We start from the raw sequence: 19,484 nt of genomic DNA, 5'->3' as shown, positions 1-19,484 counted from the left end.
TAATTCCTCAGGCTTCGGCTTGGGCTTTGATCAGGCGGTCGTAAGCGTCCTGATCGAGCAATTTGCCGACAGCGGCGGCGTCGCTTGGCTGAAAGCGGAAGAACCAGCCTTCGCCCAGCGGATCTTCGTTGACCAGCTCAGGAGCGTCTTGCAGCGCCGGGTTGACTTCCAGCACGTCGCCATCGAGCGGCATGTACACGCCGCTGGCGGCTTTCACCGATTCCACGGTGGCGGCTTCAGCGCCTTTTTCGTAAGCCTGCAGCTCAGGCAGTTGCACGAACACCACGTCGCCCAAGGCGTTCTGCGCGAATGCGGTGATGCCGACAGTAACGCTGCCGTCGGCTTCGGTGCGCAGCCATTCGTGATCTTCAGTAAAACGCAACTCGCTCATGGAAACTCCTCAGGGGCCAGACTCGTCTGGTGGACGCGGTGGAAAGCTTGGGGCGGGGAAGCCCTTAATAGATGAGGAGGCAGGTAGCAAGAATGCGGCCAAGGTTGATTTATCTATATAAATCAATGGCTTGAGTTGTTTTGGTGTTTGTTGGGATGTTGCTGTTGTAGCGAAATCGCTACAGCTTGGGGCGGGGAGAAAAGCTTAATCGGATCAAAGCGTTGCGCAGCGCTGGTCACAGGCGGGTGTAGCGATATCGTTCCGCTGTAGCGCTTTCGGTACAGATGGAGGTCGTTTTTGGACGGATTTCGAATCCGCCATAAATCCTGTGGGAGCGAGCCTGCTCGCGAAGACGGTGTGTCAGGCGCCAGCTATTTTGCTGATAGACCGCTTTCGCGAGCAGGCTCGCTCCCACATGGGGAATTTCCTGCAATAGGGATGCGCGGTGAGTCAGGGTTTATTGGGAATGCCGTATTTGCGCAGGCGATGGGCAATGGCGGTGTGCGAGGTCTGCAAGCGGCTCGCCAATTGCCGGGTCGAGGGGTAGCTGACGTAGAGCTTTTCCAACAGCTCTCTCTCGAAAGATTCGACCGCTTGCTCAAGGCTGTCGACATCGGTATCGGCCTGGCGCGCCACCGAAGTGCCGGCGATGTCGAGGTCACCGATATCGACCAAGCTGCTCTCGCAGATCGCTGCTGCGCGAAAAATCACGTTCTGCAATTGCCGCACGTTGCCCGGCCAGCGATTGCCGAGCAGCGCCGGATAAGTCCCCGGTGCCAGGCGGCAGACCGGGCGCTGGATCTGCGCACAGGCCTGCTGCATGAAGTAGCGCGCCAGCAGCAGGATGTCCTGACCGCGTTCACGCAGCGGCGGCACTTCGACGTTGAGCACGTTGAGGCGATAGAACAGGTCCTCGCGGAACAGGCCTTCGCTGACCATTTTTTCCAGGTCGCGGTGGGTCGCGCTGAGGATGCGCACGTTGACCTTTACTTCCCGATCACCACCGACGCGGCGGAAGCTGCCGTCGTTGAGAAAACGCAGGAGTTTGGCCTGCAAGTACGGCGACATCTCGCCGATCTCATCGAGAAACACCGTGCCCTGGTTGGCCAGTTCCATCAGCCCCGGTTTACCGCCACGCGCCGCGCCAGTGAAGGCGCCGGGGGCGTAGCCGAACAGTTCGCTTTCGGCGAGGTTCTCCGGCAGCGCCGCGCAGTTCAACGCCAGAAAAGGAGCGCTGTGCCGGGCACTGATCGCGTGACAGGCACGGGCCACCAATTCTTTGCCGGTGCCGGTTTCGCCTTGAATCAATAGCGGTGCATCAAGGGCGGCGACCCGTTGCGCGCGGGCCTTGAGTGTGCGGATCGCCGGGGATTCGCCGAGCAGGGCGTCGAAGCCTTCGGCGTGATCGTGATGCAGTGCCGAGAGTTGTTCGCCGATGCGATTTGGTTGATACAGGGTCAGCAGGGCGCCGGCGTCGGTGATCGGCGTGGCGTCGAGCAGCAGGGTCTGGCCGTTGACGGTGATCTCGCGCAGCGGCAGGCGAAAGCCGTTTTCCAGCAGGGTGTCGAGCAGACCGGGATCATTGAACAGCGCCGAGACGCTTTCGCCGGCCGGTTCGCGACCGTACAGGGCAATCAGCGCCGGGTTGGCCAGCAGCACCTTGCCGGCGCTGTCGAGGGCCAGCACCGGGTCGGTCATCGCCGCGAGCAGGGCATCTAGCTGCAGATGCCGACGCTGGCCGGGCAGGATGTCGACCACGGTCACCGCTTCCACGCCGAGCACGCGAAACAGCGCATCTTTCAGTTCTTCGAGCACTTGCGGGCTCAGCGTCGGCGCGTCGATGTAGACGTTCGGCGGGATCATCTCCACCGCATCCAGATTGAGATTGCGCCCACCGAGGATAGCCAGGACTTCCTGGGTGATGCCGACGCGGTCGATGAAGCTGACGTGGATACGCATGGGGGCGGTTCAGTGATCTGCAGAGCGGAGGGGGGCAAGTATGCCTTGGGGCGGGCTAATGGTGAAATCTGTGTCCCTGCGCTGATCGTTCCCACGCTCTGCGTGGGAATGCCGCCACGGACGCTCCGCGTCCGCTGTGACGCGGAGCGTCACGGGATGCATTCCCACGCGGAGCGTGGGAACGATCAGTGTGGTGGATTCCGGTTATTCGAAATGCTCGAGGTTCACCGGATCCCCCGACTGCATATTCAACTTCTGCCGAATGTCTTCAAACATCAGATCGTAATGCTTGTGCACCGAGCCGATCTGGCTGTGGGTCTTGGGGATTCCGTACTTCTCGGCAATCTGCGTGACATCGCGGGCGAAGTTGTAGGCCTCTTCCTTGGGCAGGAAAAACGCCTCCTTCATGTCCTTGCCCTGCATGCTGCCGTGCAGGGTGAACTGAATCCCTTTGCCTTTCTGCGGATCGGTGAACACTTCATAGTCCAGATGCACGTTGTAATTGACGTCATCGTCGGTCAACGCGTGCCGCTCGATGTGCAGATGACCGGGTTCGAACTGGGCCATTGAGCTACTCCTTTCAAGGCATGGAAGCGGGGCAGGCGTTGAACCTGCCCCGGCGTTTATTGTTATCGGTAGCTGATCCCCGGCTTCGCCGTGCTGACCCGCGTACCGGCGGTGCCCTGAACGATGGCTTCGATATCGGCCAGCGAACCGATCACCGCGACCTTGCCAGTATGGCGCGCGAATTCGCAGGCTGCCTGCACCTTCGGTCCCATTGAGCCTGCGGCGAAACCGAGACGTTCGAGTTCGTCCGGGTGGGCTTCGGCGATGGCTTTCTGGGTTGGTTTGCCATAGTCGATAAAAGCCGCGTTGACGTCGGTGGCGATCACCAGCAGGTCGGCTTCCAATTGCTCGGCCAGCAACGACGAACACAGATCCTTGTCGATCACCGCCTCGATACCCTTGAGGTTACGGTTTTCGTCATACATGGTCGGAATACCGCCGCCTCCGGCGCAGATGACGATGCTGCCCTTGTCCAGCAGCCACTTGATCGGGCGGATTTCGAAGATGCGCTTCGGCCGTGGGCTGGCGACGACGCGGCGGAATTTGTCGCCATCGGCAGCAATTGCCCAGCCTTTCTCGGCGGCGAGTTTTTCCGCTTCGGCTTTCTCGTAGACCGGGCCGATCGGTTTGGTCGGGTTCTTGAATGCCGGGTCGTTGGCGTCGACTTCGACCTGGGTCAGGAGTGTGGCGAACGGCACTTCGAAGTCGAGCAGATTGCCCAGTTCCTGTTCGATGATGTAGCCGATCATGCCTTCGGTTTCAGCGCCGAGCACGTCCAGCGGGTAGGGGGTGACAGAGGTATAGGCCGCCGCTTGCAGCGACAGCAGACCGACTTGCGGGCCATTGCCGTGAGCGATGACCAGTTGGTTGCCGGGATGGATCTTGGCGATTTGCTCGGTGGCGATGCGGATGTTGGCGCGCTGGTTGTCAGCGGTCATCGGCTCACCACGGCGGAGCAGGGCGTTACCGCCCAGGGCTACGACGATACGCATGGTGCATGTCCTTTTTCGTGTTGATCGTTCCCACGCTCTGCGTGGGAATGCCGCCACGGACGCTCTGCGTCCGCTGTGACGCAGAGCGTCACGGGATGCATTCCCACGCGGGAGCGTGGGAACGATCATCTTCAACCAGTTAGAGATCAGCCAGGGTCGAGACCAGAATCGCCTTGATCGTGTGCATGCGGTTTTCCGCTTGCTCGAAGGCGATGCAGGCTGGCGACTCGAACACGTCGTCGGTCACTTCGATGCCGTTTTTCAGGTGCGGATACTGCTCGGCGATCTGTTTGCCGACCTTGGTGTCGCTGTTGTGAAAGGCCGGCAGGCAGTGCATGAACTTGGTGCGCGGGTTGCCGGTGGCCTTCATCAGCTCGGCGTTGACCTGATACGGCAGCAGTTGCTGAATGCGCTCGGCCCAGGCTTCCACCGGTTCGCCCATCGACACCCAGACATCGGTGTGAATGAAGTCGACGCCTTTGACCGCTTCTTTCGGGTCTTCGGTGAGGGTGATGCGCGCACCGCTTTCTTCGCCATATTTTTTGCAGCGCGCCACCAGATCGTCCAGCGGCCACAGGGCTTTCGGTGCGCAGATGCGCACGTCCATGCCGAGTTTGGCGCCGATCAGCAGCAGCGAGTTGCCCATGTTGTTGCGCGCGTCGCCCAAGTAGGCGTAGCTGATTTCGTGGATCGGCTTGTCAGCGTGTTCACGCATGGTCAGCACGTCGGCGATCATCTGGGTCGGGTGATATTCATCGGTCAGGCCGTTGAACACCGGCACGCCGGCGAACTTGGCCAGCTCCTCGACGATTTCCTGTTTGAAGCCACGGTACTCGATAGCGTCGTACATGCGCCCGAGCACGCGGGCGGTGTCCTTCATGCTTTCCTTGTGGCCGATTTGCGAGGAGTTCGGGTCGATGTAAGTGACGTTGGCGCCCTGGTCATAGGCCGCCACTTCGAACGCGCAACGGGTGCGGGTCGAGGTCTTTTCGAAGATCAGGGCGATGTTGTTGCCCTTCAGATGCTGTTGCTCGGTGCCGGTGTATTTCGCGCGTTTCAGATCGCGGGACAGGTCGAGCAGGTAACGCAGTTCACGTGGGGTGTGGTGTTCCAGGCTCAGCAAATTACGGTTGTGGATATTAAACGCCATGATGATTCTCCTTGGATTCGGTAATCGGCCCGGCCGCTACGGGATGGGTGCGGCCGGGGGGACGGTCGTTTAGTAGTCGATTGGGTCGCGGATGATCGGGCAGGTCATGCAGTGGCCGCCGCCACGGCCGCGGCCGAGTTCGCCGGCGCTGATGGTGATGACCTCCACGCCAGCCTTGCGCAGCAGGGTGTTGGTGTAGGTGTTGCGGTCGTAGCCGATGACCACGCCCGGTTCCATGGCCACCACGTTGTTGCCGTCGTCCCATTGCTCGCGTTCGGCGGCGAAGCTGTTGCCGCCGGTTTCCACCACGCGCAGTTTCGGCAGGTTGAGCGCCGCAGCGACGGTGTCGAGGAAGCTGCCTTCTTCGCGGCGGATGTCGATGCCGCCCTGTTTGCTTTCGTCAGGGCGCAGGGTGAAGGCGACGATCTGGTTGACCACTTCCGGGAAGATCGTCACCAGGTCGCGGTCGCAGAAGCTGAACACGGTGTCCAGGTGCATTGCTGCGCGGGACTTCGGCAGGCCGGCGACTATGACTTTTTCCACCGCTTTGTTGTTGAACAGGTTCAGCGCCAGTTGGCCGATGGCCTGACGCGATGAACGCTCGCCCATACCGATCAGCACCACGCCGTTGCCGATCGGCATGACGTCGCCGCCCTCAAGGGTAGAGTTGCCGTGATCCTTGTCCGGGTCGCCGTACCAGATCTCGAATTCGGCGTTGGTGAACTGCGGATGGAATTTGTAGATGGCGGTGGTCAGCAGGGTTTCCTGACGGCGCGCCGGCCAGTACATCGGGTTCAGCGTCACACCACCGTAGATCCAGCAGGTGGTATCGCGGGTGAACTGGGTGTTGGGCAGCGGCGGCAGGATGAAGCTGGAGTGGCCGAGGAAGTCGCGGAACATCTGGATGGTCTTGCCGCCGAAGCTGTCCGGCAGATCATCGGCCGAGACGCCGCCAATCAGGAATTCGGCGATGTGCCGTGGCTCGAGGCTTTTCAGCCAGGATTTCACTTCGCTGATCAGGCCCAGGCCCACCGAGTCGGCGGTCACCTTGCGCTCAAGAATCCAGTCCAGCGCTTCGGGAATGGCGACGATGTCGGTCAGCAGGTTGTGCATTTCCACCACGTCGATGCCGCGCTCGCGCATCTTGGTGACAAAGTCGAAATGGTCGCGCTTGGCCTGCGCCACCCACAACACGTCATCGAACAGCAGTTCATCGCAGTTGTTCGGGGTCAGCCGCTGATGGGCCAGACCTGGGGAGCAAACCATGACTTTACGCAGTTTCCCGGCTTCGGAGTGGACGCCGTACTTCACTTTTTCCGTGGTCATTTCTGTGTTCCTCCAGATGACAATTCAATCAGGGGTTACAGCGTCAGGAAGCCATCGTAGAGACCGTAGGCCGCCACCACGGCGCCCACGACCACTGCGGCGAAAATCAGCTTCTCGACGTTGGTGAAAACCGGTTGTTTGAGTTCCAGCTTGGCCTTGGCGAACAGGATCGCCCCGGGCGCATAGAGCAGGGCCGACAGCAGCAGGTACTTGACCCCGCCGGCGTACAACAACCACACCGCATAGATCAGGGCGATACCGCCGATGATCAGATCCTTGCGCCGCTCGGCGGCAAAGCCTTCGTAGCTCTCGCCGCGCACCGCCAGCAGCAGGGCATAGGCCGCCGACCACAGGTACGGCACCAGAATCATCGAGGTGGCGAGGTAGATCAGTGACAGGTAAGTGCTGGCCGAGAACAGGGTGATGATCAGGAACACCTGCACCATCGCGTTGGTCAGCCACAGGGCGTTGACCGGCACGTGGTTGGCGTTTTCCTTGCGCAGGAACTCCGGCATGGTGTGGTCTTTGGCGGCGGCGAACATGATCTCGGCACACAGCAGCACCCACGACAGCAGCGCGCCGAGCAGCGAGATGATCAGGCCGACGCTGATCAGCACCGCACCCCAGTGACCGACCACATGCTCGAGCACGGCGGCCATCGACGGGTTCTGCAGTTTCGCCAGTTCCGGCTGGGTCATGATGCCCAGCGACAGCACGTTCACCAGCACCAGAAACAGCAGCACGGTGATGAAGCCGATCACGGTGGCCTTGCCGACGTCAGAGCGCTTCTCGGCGCGGGCGGAGAAGATGCTCGCGCCTTCGATGCCGATGAACACCCAGACGGTGACCAGCATCATGTTGCGCACCTGGTTCATCACACTCCCCAGATCAGGGTTTTTCACGCCCCAGATGTCGGCGGTGAAGATGTCCAGTCTGAACGCGAAGACTGCGATCAACACGAACAGCAGCAGCGGCACGACCTTGGCGACGGTGGTCACCAGGTTGATGAACGCCGCTTCCTTGATCCCGCGCAACACCAGAAAATGCACGCCCCACAGCAGCAAGGACGCGCCGATCACCGCCGCCGGGGTATTGCCTTCGCCGAAGATCGGAAAGAAATAGCCGAGGGTGCTGAACAGCAGAACGAAGTAGCCGACGTTGCCCAGCCAGGCGCTGATCCAGTAGCCCCAGGCCGAGGAGAAACCCATGTAGTCGCCGAATCCGGCCTTGGCGTAGGCGTAGACACCGCCGTCCAGGTCAGGCTTGCGATTGGCGAGGGTCTGAAAGACAAATGCGAGGGTGAGCATGCCGACTGCGGTGATGGCCCAGCCGATCAGCACTGCACCGACGTCGGCGCTGGCGGCCATGTTTTGTGGCAACGAAAATATCCCGCCACCGATCATTGAACCGACTACCAGTGCAACCAGTGCACCGAGTCTTAGTTTTCCGGGCGCTTCAGACATTTGCATGACTCCATTGCAGGAAAGGAGAGCTCACAGCCTAGTACTGTTGTCTGTTCGAACAGCTGACATGGATCAGTGCATGGTCACATTCCATTGTTAATGAATGACTTGTCCGCCCGTTGCGGGCATAACGCTGTAGCCTAAAAGGCCCATTCCAGAGCCATTTCGCTGAGGCAGTCGAGAATAGCTATTAATGCTTTCGAACTATGACGCTAGTTGCTTTTCAGCGATTGGCAAATGTCGGTCATCTGTTTTCAGCACAGAATCGAATAATCAAGATCGGCGCACAAAACTGACTTAATGTGCTACGCCTTATCGTGGTCGGCTATATATAACGCTGCGAGATTCGGCATTACCTGATAAACGTCATCTACCCTTAGGCTTTTAGTCGGGTGTTGTTACAAATAAACAACAACGACTCTTTCAAGGAGATCTGCATGTCGCAACCGACGCAAAAGCTGCGCCTTGGTGCGTTGATCGCGCTGGTGGTGGGGTCGATGATCGGCGGGGGGATTTTCTCGTTACCGCAAAACATGGCGGCACGCGCCGATGCAGGGGCGATCCTGATCGGTTGGGGCATTACTGCGATAGGCATGCTGACGCTGGCGTTCGTCTTTCAGACCCTGGCCAATCGCAAGCCGGAGCTGGACTCGGGCGTCTACGCCTACGCCAAGGCCGGGTTTGGCGACTACATGGGATTTTCATCAGCGTGGGGTTACTGGATCAGTGCCTGGCTGGGCAACGTCGGCTATTTTGTCTTGCTGTTCAGCACCCTTGGCTATTTCTTCCCGGTGTTCGGTCAGGGCAACACGCCGATCGCCATCGGCTGCGCTTCGGTGCTGTTGTGGGCGGTGCATTTTCTGGTGATGCGCGGGATCAAGGAGGCGGCGCTGATCAACCAGTTGACCACCGTGGCCAAGGTCGTGCCGCTGATCATGTTCATCGTCATCGCTGCCGTCGCGTTCAAGGCTGACATCTTCACCCGCGACATCTGGGGTCGCAGCAACCCGAACTTCGGCGGGGTGATGGATCAGGTGCGCAACATGATGCTGGTCACCGTGTTCGTGTTCATCGGCATCGAAGGCGCCAGCGTCTATTCGGCTCGCGCGGAGAAACGCAGCGACGTCGGCCGCGCCACGGTGATCGGTTTTCTCGGCGTGCTGGCGCTGCTGGTGCTGGTCAACGTGCTGTCGCTGGGGATCATGAGCCAGCCGGAACTGGCCAATCTGCAGAATCCTTCGCTGGCAGCGGTGCTCGAGCACATCGTCGGGCCGTGGGGCGCATTGCTGATCAGCGTCGGGTTGGCGATTTCCTTGCTCGGTGCATTGTTGTCCTGGGCCTTGCTCTGCGCGGAAATCCTTTTCGCCACGGCCAAGGACAAGACCATGCCGGCATTCCTCAAGAAGGAAAACAAGAACCACGTGCCGGTCAACGCGCTGTGGCTGACCAATGTGATGATCCAGATTTTCCTGCTGATCACACTGTTCTCGGCGGGGACTTACACCAGTCTGATTTACCTGGCGTCGTCGATGATTCTGGTGCCGTACCTGTGGTCAGCGGCCTACGCGGTACTGCTCAGCGGGCGCGGCGAAACCTACGAACACGCCTCGGCCGAGCGCACCAAGGATCTGCTGATTGGCGGCATCGCCCTGGTTTACGCGGTGTGGCTGTTGTACGCCGGCGGGGTGAAGTATCTGCTGCTTTCGGCGCTGCTGTATGCGCCGGGGGTCATTCTGTTTGCCAAGGCCAAGCGTGAACAGGGGCAGCCGGTTTTTACCACGGTGGAGAAAGGGATTTTTGCCTGCGTGGTGATCGGGGCGGGGCTGGCGGCGTATGGGTTGTATAGCGGGGTATTGAGTTTGTAGGCGGATTTGCTTTGGCAGGTCAGGCCCCTTCGCGAGCAGGCTCGCTCCCACAGGACTACGCGAATCCATGTGGGAGCGAGCCTGCTCGCGAAGGCGGCCTCAAAATCACCACTGCGCCTGATGTGACCCTAATTCGACGGCCGGCCAATCCCACCGCACCACCGTCCCGCTGACCTGCACCGGTACGCGCAACCTCCGCGCCGGCCCCCACGCGGTGTGTTCAATCGCCGGATCCTGATCCAGCGCATCTTCGGCCCGCAGCAGGTCATGCGTCCCCGGCCCATGCTCGAGCAACAGTTTCGCCGTCCGTGCCAGCGACAACCGCGCCGAGCCCCCGCGACCGTTGGCCAGTCGTTCAGTCAGCAATCTGATCGCACTCGCCGCCAGCAGATACCCGGTCGCATGATCCAGCGCCTGCACCGGCAGCGGCGTCGGTTTATCGCTGTGCTTCCAATGCTGTCCGGCCTCGGCGATGCCGCTGCTCATCTGCACCAGGCTGTCGAAACCCCGGCGGTTCTGCCAGGGGCCGCTCCAGCCGTAGGCGTTGAGACAGACGTCGATCAGCCCCGGTGCCAGTTGCCTTCGGCGTTCAATACCAAACCCCAGATTTTCCAGCGCATCGGCGCGGTAGCCGTGCAGCAGAATGTCGGCGTCTTTCAACAGGCCTTCAAACACCGCGCGATCCGCAGGAGCCTGCAGATCCAGCCGCGCACAGCGTTTGCCCACGGTCATTTCCGGGACCACACCGGGTTCGTTCCAGCTCGGTGGATCGATGCGCAAGACGTTGGCGCCCAGCCCGGCGAGAAAGCGGCTGGCGGTGGGGCCGGCGAGGACGCGGGTCAGATCCAGCACCTTGACCCCGGCCAGCGGTCGTGCGATCGAACCTTGCCATGGGCTGCGGTTCTCGTCCGTCTGCTCGATGAACTGCACCAGCGCTTCGGCATTCACCGCCAGCCCTTGCGGATGCTGCTGCCACTGCGCCCAACTGCGCATTTCGGCGGCGCAGCCCTTGGCATCGATCACCGCCTGTTCAAGCTCCGCGCTCGCCCACTGTGCGACTTTCGCCGCCATTGCGGCACGATCGGCCCAGGCACCGAGCACGCGTTCTGCGGCGGCGCGGTGGTGCGGGGCGTTGGTGTGCAGACGGATCCAGCCGTCCCGGGTCGCATAGTCGCCGGCGATCGCATCCCATAAGGGCGGCACCTGCCAGCCGATCGGGCGCAGCGAGGTGGAGAACCATAACGAGGCCAGACGGCGGTCGACTGCAACCGCAGGCAAATGCCCGGTTTGCTGGTGAAGCAATTCGCTGAGCGCTTGCCCGGCAGCGGCGATGCTGGCGCAGGCCAGTTCAGTGACGGCGAACGCCGAGGGCAACGCGCCGTCACCGTTGAAGGGGATCGGCGTGTGGGGCAGGCCGAGTGCGGTTTGGATGGACGTGAGCATATCAGTCATCGAAGGCCCTCCGGAACGAGAGGGCGATGATAGTGCAAAAGAATCGCGGTTTAGATGAAACCAGGGTGTGAACCCGTTTCCCCTGTGGGAGCGAGCCTGCTCGCGAAGGCGTCGTGTCAGTCAACACAGATGTTGGATATGACGACCGCTTCGCGAGCAGGCTCGCTCCCACAGGGATTTATGCTGGATAGTTACACGCGAAACTGATCCATCAATTTCATCTGCTGGCTCGCCAGGCTGTTGAGCTGGCTGCTGATCGCTGCCGATTCGGTGGCCTGCTCGGTCAGGGTTTCGGTCACGGTGCGGATCGCCGAGACGTTGCGGTTGACCTCTTCGGCCACTGCGCTTTGCTCTTCGGCGGCGCTGGCGATCTGCAGGTTCATGTCGCTGATCACCGTCACCGCGTCGCTGATCTTGCCCAGTGCATCGACCGCCTGACGAATCTGCCCGGCATTGTTGTGCGCCTGGGTCTGGCTCGAGTGCATGGTCGCGACCACGCCACGGGTGCCGGTCTGGATGCGCTCGATGACGATGCGGATTTCTTCCACCGAATCCTGCGTGCGCTTGGCCAGGTTGCGCACCTCGTCGGCGACCACGGCAAAACCGCGACCGCTTTCGCCGGCGCGGGCGGCTTCGATGGCGGCGTTGAGAGCCAGCAGGTTGGTCTGTTCGGCGATGCTGCGAATCACTTCCAGCACCGAGCCGATCTGCTCGCTGTTGACCGCCAGCGCTTCGACTTCGGTCACCGCTTTGCTGACTTCATCGGCGAGTTGATTGATGTCGCGGGTGCTGCGCTCGATGATCGCCATACCGTCCTTCGCCGACTGATCGGCACCCTTGGCGGCGTTTGCCGCGTTCGAGGCACTGTTGGCGACGTCGTGGGCAGTGGCGCTCATTTCGTTGGAGGCGGTGGCGACCTGATCGATCTCGCGGAACTGCACCTGCATGCCTTCGCTGGTCTGGCGGGCAATTTCCGACGACTGATCGGCCGTGCCGCGCGCTTCGGTGATGCTCTGTTTGATCTGCGCGATGGTCGGCTGAAGCTTGTCGAGGAAGCGGTTGAACCAGTTCACCAGTTCGCCCAGTTCATCTTTCTTGCTGTAGTTCAGGCGCTGGGTCAGATCGCCTTCGCCGCTGGCGATGTTCTTCAACATGTCGGCGACGCTGTTGATCGGACGGGTGACGCCGGAGGCGGTGAGCCAGATCAGCAGCAGGCCGACCAGACCGGCCACGCCCGCTACCAGCAGGGCAGTGATCACGCCGGTGTGTTGTGCGTCATCGAGTACCGCTTGCAGCTTCACCGAATCGGCCAGCAGCACGTGCTCTGGCAGGTCGATGACCACGCCCCAGGCGCGCGAATTGCCGATCGGGTCGACCGGGTAAACCGCGCGAATCAGCTCGCCCTGTTCGAGGATTTTCGCCGTACCGCTGCCGACCAGTTGCAATACATCATTGCCATCGGCGCCGAGGGTGTCGCCGATTTTTTTGCCGACCCGCGTCGCGTCAGCACTGTCGGCCGCCAGCACGCCGCTGCCGGAGACGATCAGCATATGCCCGGCGTTGTTGAACAGGCTGCGCTGCGAGTCGACGGCGGCGGCTTGCAGGGCGTCGAGCGCGATGTCGACACCGACCACGCCGATCGCTTTGCCATCCACCAGCAGCGGCACGGAAATGGTCGTCATGAGCATTTCCTTGCCACCGACGGTGTCGGCATACGGGTCGAGCAGGCAGGTGCGCTTGTTGTCGCGAGGGCAGGTGTACCAACTGTTGTACGGCGTGCCGCTGACGCTGAGGGTGGTTTTGGTCAGGTCGTCTTCGACCATGATTGTATTCAGCGCGGCGCCGGCGGCACGGCTCCAGTACGAGGCGAAGCGCCCGGCTTCGTTGGACTGCCGCGCGGCATCGTTGGCGAATTCGCTGTCCTTGCCGTCGAGGCCGTTGGGTTCGAAGGCCAACCAGATACCGAGGACTTTATCGTTGCGCTCGAAAGCGGTTTTCAGACTCTGGTTCAACTCTTCCCGAACGGCGCCGGCTTCGAGTGAACGCTTGGCCGCCATCGTCCGCAGATCCTTGATCTGATCGGCGAGGGCGGTGACCACCAGCAGGCTTTCACCAAAGGTTTTCTGCACCCGCACCGCTTGCTCGGCGGCCTTGGCCTGCAACAGGTTCTGCACGCTGGCGGTGAGCAACTGGTTGCTGGATTGACTGACCAGCGCGTCGTTCTGGTTGGTCTGGTAGATGTTCATGCTGACAATCAGTGCCACCACTCCGAGCAGGCACAGGCCGGAGAGCAGGACGATTTTCAGGCGAATGGAAAGAGAGTCGAACATGGGGCGATCTCGCGAATGGAATAAACAGGTGGCTGGGCCGGGAGCCCGGTTTGCCAAATCCATTCAGCGTCATTCAATGCTCATCGGCGTTAAGCGAAACGGCATGAGGCGCTTGCCGACGGACGGTCGCTGCTAAACGTTTGCGCAGGGGAAAGTGCTGAAAAGGCTTTAATTACAGGGATGTTTCACTACCGCGACGGGCGTCTCCGGGCGCGACCAGATCCACAGGTTGCCCAGGCCCATGCCGGCAATCGCCAGATAGATCGGCCAGCCGTGATCGAGCATCACCAGCATCAACGTCGCACACAGCAGCATGCTGACGGTGGCACTGAGCTTGGCCTTGCGCGCGATGATCCTGCCGTTGCGCCAGTTACTCAGGATCGGCCCGAACAGGCGATGATTTTCCAGCCACGCACTCAAGCGCGGCGAACTGCGGGTCGCGGCCCACGCGGCGAGGAGGATGAACTCGGTGGTCGGCAGACCGGGCACGACGATGGCGACCAGGCCAATGCCGAGGCTGACATAGGCCAGCAGGCCGAACAGCAGACGGGCGAGTTTTGATGGGGCGGGTGCGGGCATGGCTCAGCGGTGGCTTCTGAAGCGGAACGGGGATCTTACAGATTTGTGGTGAGCCCTGTGGGAGCGAGCCTGCTCGCGAAAGCGGTTGATCAGGCACATTGATGTTGAATTTGCTGCCGTCTTCGCGAGCAGGCTCGCTCCCACAAGGGATAAGAGTTGCTTCAGGCCACTTCGGCTTCTATGGCATAAGCCCGTTCCAGCAGCACGGTAAAGCGGTTGAACGCATCCAGTGCACCTTGCTCCACTTCGGCTTCTTCCTCTGCCGTGAACGGCAACGCATCGAGGGTGCGTACGAAGCTTTTCCAGCCCTCGGCGCGGCCACCTTGCGGTTCCGCCAGATGCCGGGCACCGAAGCTTTCGCTCAACTCCAGCGCCACCGCGCGCTTGATCAGGAACGCCGCGCCGAGCTTGGAACCCTCGGAAACAAAGATCCAGCCCAGCGCCCGCGCCTTGCTCGGGTTTTTCAGCGCGCCGGCCACCGGCGCCGGGACTTCGGTGTCGAGGTCGGCGAGGTCAGCCCTGGCCGCTTCGGCGCGGCAACGGGCCGGCAGATCCGGGACGATCGCGGTCAGTTCGGCATCGTTGTACAGCTCGACCAGTTCCGCCTGGAACAGGTATTGCGCGACGACGAAACGGGCGAAGCTGGCGCGGGTTTCGAACGGCGCGTGGGCTTTGACCAGCGCATCGAGTTTGCTGTGCGGCTCGTGGGTGATCTGGTTCAAGCGTTGCGAACGCAGGGCTTTTTCCGGGGCAGTCATGGGGTGTCCTTGATAAATGAGGCGCTTGATAACAAGACGTACGGGCGGGCGGCGGACAGTAAAAAAACCTCACTGCGCAGCGATAACACGCGCAGTGAGGCCGGGCGGGTCAGATGTCCCAGATCAGGTTGATCGCGAAGTTGCGTCCCGGTTGGGTCAGGCGATCGAGGTTGGCCGGTTGCGTCACCGAGGCTTCGCCAACGCTGTCGTAACCGCGCACGTCATCCCATAGCCAGTATTTCTTGTCGGTCAGGTTGTAGACGCCGCCGCTGACGGTGACGTCGTCGGTCACCTTGTAATAGCCGGCCAGATCGAGAATGCCGAAGCCCGGGGTTTTGAACTGACTGCTGACGCCGTCCGGCGATTTGAAATTGCTGTCGTCGACGCGGTCCTTTTTCTTCACCACGGTCCAGCTCAGCAGGCCGCCATAGGTGTCCTGGTCGTAACCGAGACCGAACACGCCGGTGAGCGGATTGACGCTGTTGATCGGCTCGCCGCTGTCGTTGTTGCGCCCGTAGGCGTAGGCGATCGAGCCTTGGGTATACAGGCCTTGCGGCGCGCCGAACGCATCCAGGTTCAAGCGACCTTTGAGTTCCGCACCCTTGATGGTGGCGCGCTTGATGTTGTTGCTCTGGAAGGTCAACTGATCGTCGCCCGGCTTGACCGCATCCTCGTTGATGAAGTCGCGATACTTGTTATAAAACACCGCGACGTCGAACGAGCCCTGCTCGAAATTCCCGCGCAGGCCGGTTTCGAAACCTTTGCTTTTTTCCGGCTCAAGGTCGGAGTTGGGCGCCACGGTGTAGCCGGTGGTGTTGTTCTCGAAACGCCCGTACAGCGATTTTGCCGTGGGCGTGCGGAAGCCTTCGGCGTACTGGCCGTACCAGGTGTAGTTGTCCGTCAGTGCATAGGTCAGGCCGAATTTTGGCGAGACTTTGTGCCAGGTCTTGTTCTTGTCGCTGACCGTGCCCTGGCCGTCGGCATTCACGGTGTTGAGGAATTCCTCGGTGATGTGCGGCTTGAGCTGGGTGTAGTCGTAGCGCAGGCCCGGCAGGAAGGTCCAGTCGTTCCAGCTGATCTGATCCTGGGCGAACAGGCTGTAGGTATTGATGGTCGGATCGGGGAAATCAGAGGCCTTGGCCAGCACGTCCGCCGCACTGGTCGCGCCAATCGCCGTGCAGCCGCGACCGACGGCCACGCAGGTGCCGTCGCCGCTGCGTGAACCGGTGACTTTCTGCTGTTTGATCGTGGTGCCGTAAGTCAGCAGGTGATCGGTGTCACCGATGGCGAAAGCCTTGTCCAGTTGCGCGTCGAACACCCACTGTTTTTCTTCGTAGATCGTGTCTCGGGTACGCAGCACTTTACGAGTGATCGGGTAGTACAACTCCTCGGTGCTCTGGTCGGTCTTGGCGATCTGGTGATTGAGGCTCCACTTGACGTTATCGACCAGCAGGCTGTCGAGGGCGAACGAGTGTTCGATACCGAAACGCTCGCGGGTGATGGTGTCGTTGCCGGTGCGCCACTGGTACATGCCGCCGGGCAGGACGCTGCTCGGAATGGTCGGCGCGCCGTTGAAGTACGGGCCGCCGTAGGCACTTTTCTGATCGGTGTCGCGATCGTCCTTGTACTTTTCGTAAGTCAGGCCCAGGCGCGAATCGTCGTTGTAGTTCCAGCCGAGCTTGGCCAGGACGTTGGTTGCGCGCACGTCTTCCGGGTTGGCGGCGGTGCGCGCAAGGCCGGTGCCGTTGTTGCCGCCGAAGGACTCGGTTTCGTGTCCGTCGCGCTGGCTGTAATGCAGCAAGCCGTCGAACTGACCGCTGCGGCCGGCGACGGTGGCGGACTTCAGCCAGCTGTCATCGGCGGAGCTGTAACCGCTTTTCAGACGCGCGCCGACGTCCTTGCCCGGTTTGATGATGTCGTCGGCGTCCAGCGTGTAGTAACTGACCGCGCCGCCGATGGCGTTGCTGCCGTACAGCACCGAGGCCGGGCCACGGAGGATCTCCACGCGCTTGACGATTTCCGGGTCGACGTAGTTGCGCTGGCTCTTGGCGTAGGGGCCGTTGAAGAAGCCGTTAGGGATCTCCACGCCATCGACTTGAGTCAGGATGCGGTCGCCGTCGATACCGCGAATGTTGTAGCCGCTGATGCCGCCTCGCTGACCGGCGCCGCCAACGGAAACGCCCGGCTCGTAGCGCACCAGATCCTTGATCGTGTTGACGTTGTTGCGGTCAAGCGCTTGGCGATCATGCACGCTGACCGTCGAGGGCACGCTGTTGACCGACTGTTCCTGGCGAGTGGCGCTGATGGTCACCTGATCGAGATTGAGCGTGCCGCTGCTGTTGCGTTTTTCCAGCACGACATTGTTGTTGCTCAGTTTGCGGAAGCTCAGGTTGGTCCCCACCAACAGGCGCTCGAGGGCTTTCTCCGGCGGTAGCGAACCGCGCACGCCCGGCGACGAGACGTTCTGCCCCAACTCGGCCGGCAGGCCGACCTGCCAACCGGTCACGGCGGTAAAGGCATTCAATGCCGAAACCAGTGGTTGCTGGCCGATGGCGAACGCGTAATCGCCCATGTTGCGTGTCGGTTGCTCGGCGGCCGCCAGCAGCGGTGCGGTGCCAGCCATGAGGATGGCCGCAGTCAGCAGCGACAGTACGCGGGAAGGGGAAGCAGTCTGGCGGGTAAGGCGTGAGGACATCGATAGCGCTCCGTGTCGCACGAATCTTTATAGGTGCTGATCGGCATGGTTAGATGCGAATCAATTGCATTGGCTATAACGAGACGTACTGCCATTGGCTATCGAGTAAAAATAATTCTCATTCAGTTCAGAATCACCAGCGCAGGGAATTCCTGCAGGCGCGCCGAGGTGATGTGGGCGAGGGAGCGGACCACGTCGAGCGGCTGGTCGAGACGGTAATTGCCGGTGACGGCGACGTCGGCCAGTTGCTCGTTGTTGTTGATGATCCAGCCCGGATAGTAGCGGCGCAGCTCGGCCAGCACCTGATTCAGCGGGCAGTTCTCGAACACCAGGCGGCCTTCAACCCAGGCCAGATCGGCATTGGCGTCGAGCTTGGCCGGACGATCAAAACCGTTGGGGCCGATGCGAATGCTTTCCCCGGCGCGCAGGCGCACCCGGGCATCGTTGTGGGTAGCGCGCAGATCGACATCGCCACGCTGCACATTCACTTGCGCGACCCCGTCGAGGTAGCGCACGGCGAATGCGGTGTCGTGGACGCTGGCCGTTACCGGACCTGCGTCGATCTCCAGCGGCTGATTGCGCCCGCTGGCGATCTCGAAAAACGCCTCGCCCTGAAACAGCCGCGCCACACGTTGTTGATCGTTGATGGTGCTGGAAAACGCCGAATTGGTATTGAGCAGAACCTTCGAGCCGTCTTCCAGTTGCAGCCGCTGACGCTCGCCAACCACGGTGAGGTGATCCGCTTGAATGCGCATCGGCAGGTTGCTGAAACTGAACAGCCCGAGGATCAGCACCGCAGCGGTGGCCAGCGGTTTCCAGTGCGGAAGCAAGCGTTTGAGATAAGTGATTTTTACCGGTTTTGCTGCCAGAGCCTCGGCGCACAGCGCGACTTGCGGGCCGTCCCAGATCGCCTGGGCCTTGGCGAACGCCTCGGCATTCAACGGATCAGCCGCCAGCCAGGCATGAAATTGCCGGGTCTGTTCCTCATCCGGGCTGCCGAGCACGATGAGCCAGTCCAGCGCCTGGTCCATTGCAGCTGCAGCGTCCCGCGCCGAATCGGGCGAAGGCGAGCGGTGGGTGTCCGTCACGGTGGTTCCTCAGGGCTTCTGGCGAAGCAGTTTCTAGCTTCAAGCTGCAAGCTGCAAGCCGGATGCAATACTGCTTTTTGTTTTTACTTGTAGCTTGCAGCTCAAAACTTGCCGCTGCCGTTATGCCGTTCGGCAACGCCGATGCAGATCGACATGATCAGTTTCAGTTCCTTCTGCACGGTGCTCAGCGAAACATCAAGTTCATCAGCGATTTCCTGATAGCTGTGGCCGTGCAAACGGCTGAGGATGAAGATCTGCTGCTGACGCGGGCTGAGTTGGCTGAGGCTCACGTTCAAACGCTCCAGCAATTGTTCAGCATGGGCGGCGTCTTCGGCGCTGCTGGCCGGCGCGGCGATGCTCTGCACGACATCTTGCGGCACGTCGTCGACCATGGTCCGCGCATGGATCTTGCGCGCACGCAAATGATCCAGCGCCAGATTGCGCGCGGTCTGGAAGACAAAGGGTTCAAGGTGATCGATGGCCCGTTCGCTCAACGCCCGGGTCACGCGCAGGTAGGTCTCCTGCAACAGGTCTTCAGCGGTGCTGTGATTGTTGACCATCCGTTCCAGCGTGCGCAGCAGGGAGGTGCGCTGGGCGAGGAAGACGTGGTTGAAGCGCGATTGACTCACGGGAGGACCTGATCCATTTCGAGCGAATGATAATGCTTATCATCCAGCTAAATGGTCAAGCGCTGATTTGTCTGAGAACGGTAAAGCTCAGTGTGAAACCGGACTCCTGTAGGAGCTGCCGAAGGCTGCGATCTTTTGATCTTGTTTTTAGAAAGTCAAAAGCAAAGATCGCAGCCTTCGGCAGCTCCTTGTATCTCGACTAACGCTCCGTCAGGAGCGATAGTTCTCGACTGATCATCG

Annotated in this window: 14 protein-coding genes and 2 pseudogenes; 1 reads left to right on the top strand and 15 read right to left on the bottom strand. The window is 61.0% G+C overall.

The window, feature by feature from the left end; translation table 11 throughout:
- Positions 1-7: 7 nt before the first annotated feature.
- The 7 genes from gcvH to arcD (AC0IXA_RS23895) form a co-directional block, all read right to left on the bottom strand.
- On the bottom strand, positions 8-391 hold the full coding sequence (gene gcvH / locus AC0IXA_RS23925; protein ID WP_039758162.1) for a glycine cleavage system protein GcvH: 384 nt from the start codon (positions 389-391) through the stop codon (positions 8-10).
- A 450-nt stretch (positions 392-841) separates the two neighbouring features.
- A complete protein-coding gene (locus tag AC0IXA_RS23920) occupies positions 842-2,350 on the bottom strand; it encodes a sigma-54-dependent transcriptional regulator (protein ID WP_110646607.1) in 1,509 nt (502 codons plus the stop codon).
- 204 nt (positions 2,351-2,554) lie between these two features.
- Positions 2,555-2,917 carry a DUF5064 family protein gene (locus AC0IXA_RS23915; RefSeq protein ID WP_471814625.1) on the bottom strand — a complete coding sequence of 121 codons (363 nt, stop codon included), beginning with the start codon at positions 2,915-2,917 and terminating at the stop codon, positions 2,555-2,557.
- A gap of 62 nt (positions 2,918-2,979) precedes the next feature.
- Positions 2,980-3,909: a carbamate kinase gene (gene arcC / locus AC0IXA_RS23910; RefSeq protein WP_122700292.1), complete on the bottom strand. Its 930-nt coding sequence runs from the start codon at positions 3,907-3,909 to the stop codon at positions 2,980-2,982.
- Positions 3,910-4,048: 139 nt separating this feature from the next.
- Positions 4,049-5,059, bottom strand: coding sequence for an ornithine carbamoyltransferase (locus tag AC0IXA_RS23905; protein ID WP_041479782.1), 1,011 nt, complete (start codon positions 5,057-5,059; stop codon positions 4,049-4,051).
- Between the two features lie 69 nt (positions 5,060-5,128).
- A complete protein-coding gene (arcA, locus tag AC0IXA_RS23900; RefSeq protein ID WP_016773516.1) occupies positions 5,129-6,385 on the bottom strand; it encodes an arginine deiminase in 1,257 nt (418 codons plus the stop codon).
- 35 nt (positions 6,386-6,420) lie between these two features.
- Positions 6,421-7,848: an arginine-ornithine antiporter gene (arcD, locus tag AC0IXA_RS23895; protein ID WP_016773517.1), complete on the bottom strand. Its 1,428-nt coding sequence runs from the start codon at positions 7,846-7,848 to the stop codon at positions 6,421-6,423.
- Positions 7,849-8,285: 437 nt separating this feature from the next.
- Between arcD (AC0IXA_RS23895) and arcD (AC0IXA_RS23890) the strand changes: the two genes are divergently transcribed.
- Positions 8,286-9,713: an arginine-ornithine antiporter gene (gene arcD, locus AC0IXA_RS23890; protein WP_024014072.1), complete on the top strand. Its 1,428-nt coding sequence runs from the start codon at positions 8,286-8,288 to the stop codon at positions 9,711-9,713.
- A gap of 105 nt (positions 9,714-9,818) precedes the next feature.
- Here arcD (AC0IXA_RS23890) and AC0IXA_RS23885 read toward each other — a convergent pair whose 3' ends face one another.
- The 8 genes and pseudogenes from AC0IXA_RS23885 to AC0IXA_RS23850 all read right to left on the bottom strand — a co-directional run bounded on the left by AC0IXA_RS23885 (position 9,819) and on the right by AC0IXA_RS23850 (position 19,244).
- Complete coding sequence (locus AC0IXA_RS23885; RefSeq protein WP_471814624.1) at positions 9,819-11,165, bottom strand: CoA transferase; 1,347 nt, start codon at positions 11,163-11,165, stop codon at positions 9,819-9,821.
- A gap of 191 nt (positions 11,166-11,356) precedes the next feature.
- Positions 11,357-11,884, bottom strand: a pseudogene (locus AC0IXA_RS23880) (methyl-accepting chemotaxis protein); the annotation flags it as partial.
- Between the two features lie 330 nt (positions 11,885-12,214).
- Positions 12,215-13,222 (bottom strand): annotated as a pseudogene (locus AC0IXA_RS23875) (methyl-accepting chemotaxis protein); the annotation flags it as partial.
- Between the two features lie 441 nt (positions 13,223-13,663).
- Complete coding sequence (locus tag AC0IXA_RS23870) at positions 13,664-14,074, bottom strand: YbaN family protein (protein WP_073472019.1); 411 nt, start codon at positions 14,072-14,074, stop codon at positions 13,664-13,666.
- A gap of 161 nt (positions 14,075-14,235) precedes the next feature.
- Entirely contained in the window at positions 14,236-14,832 is a 597-nt protein-coding gene (locus AC0IXA_RS23865) for a biliverdin-producing heme oxygenase (RefSeq protein ID WP_110646603.1), read from the bottom strand.
- Positions 14,833-14,941: 109 nt separating this feature from the next.
- On the bottom strand, positions 14,942-17,527 hold the full coding sequence (locus tag AC0IXA_RS23860; protein ID WP_471814623.1) for a TonB-dependent receptor: 2,586 nt from the start codon (positions 17,525-17,527) through the stop codon (positions 14,942-14,944).
- Between the two features lie 122 nt (positions 17,528-17,649).
- Entirely contained in the window at positions 17,650-18,615 is a 966-nt protein-coding gene (locus AC0IXA_RS23855) for a FecR family protein (RefSeq protein ID WP_471814622.1), read from the bottom strand.
- A gap of 101 nt (positions 18,616-18,716) precedes the next feature.
- A complete protein-coding gene (locus AC0IXA_RS23850; protein WP_016773525.1) occupies positions 18,717-19,244 on the bottom strand; it encodes an RNA polymerase sigma factor in 528 nt (175 codons plus the stop codon).
- Positions 19,245-19,484: the final 240 nt, after the last annotated feature.

The sequence above is a fragment of the Pseudomonas sp. AC083 genome (assembly GCF_979253165.1).
The sequence above is the reverse complement of the archived record's forward strand: the minus strand, read 5'-3'. Positions and strand labels throughout refer to the sequence as shown.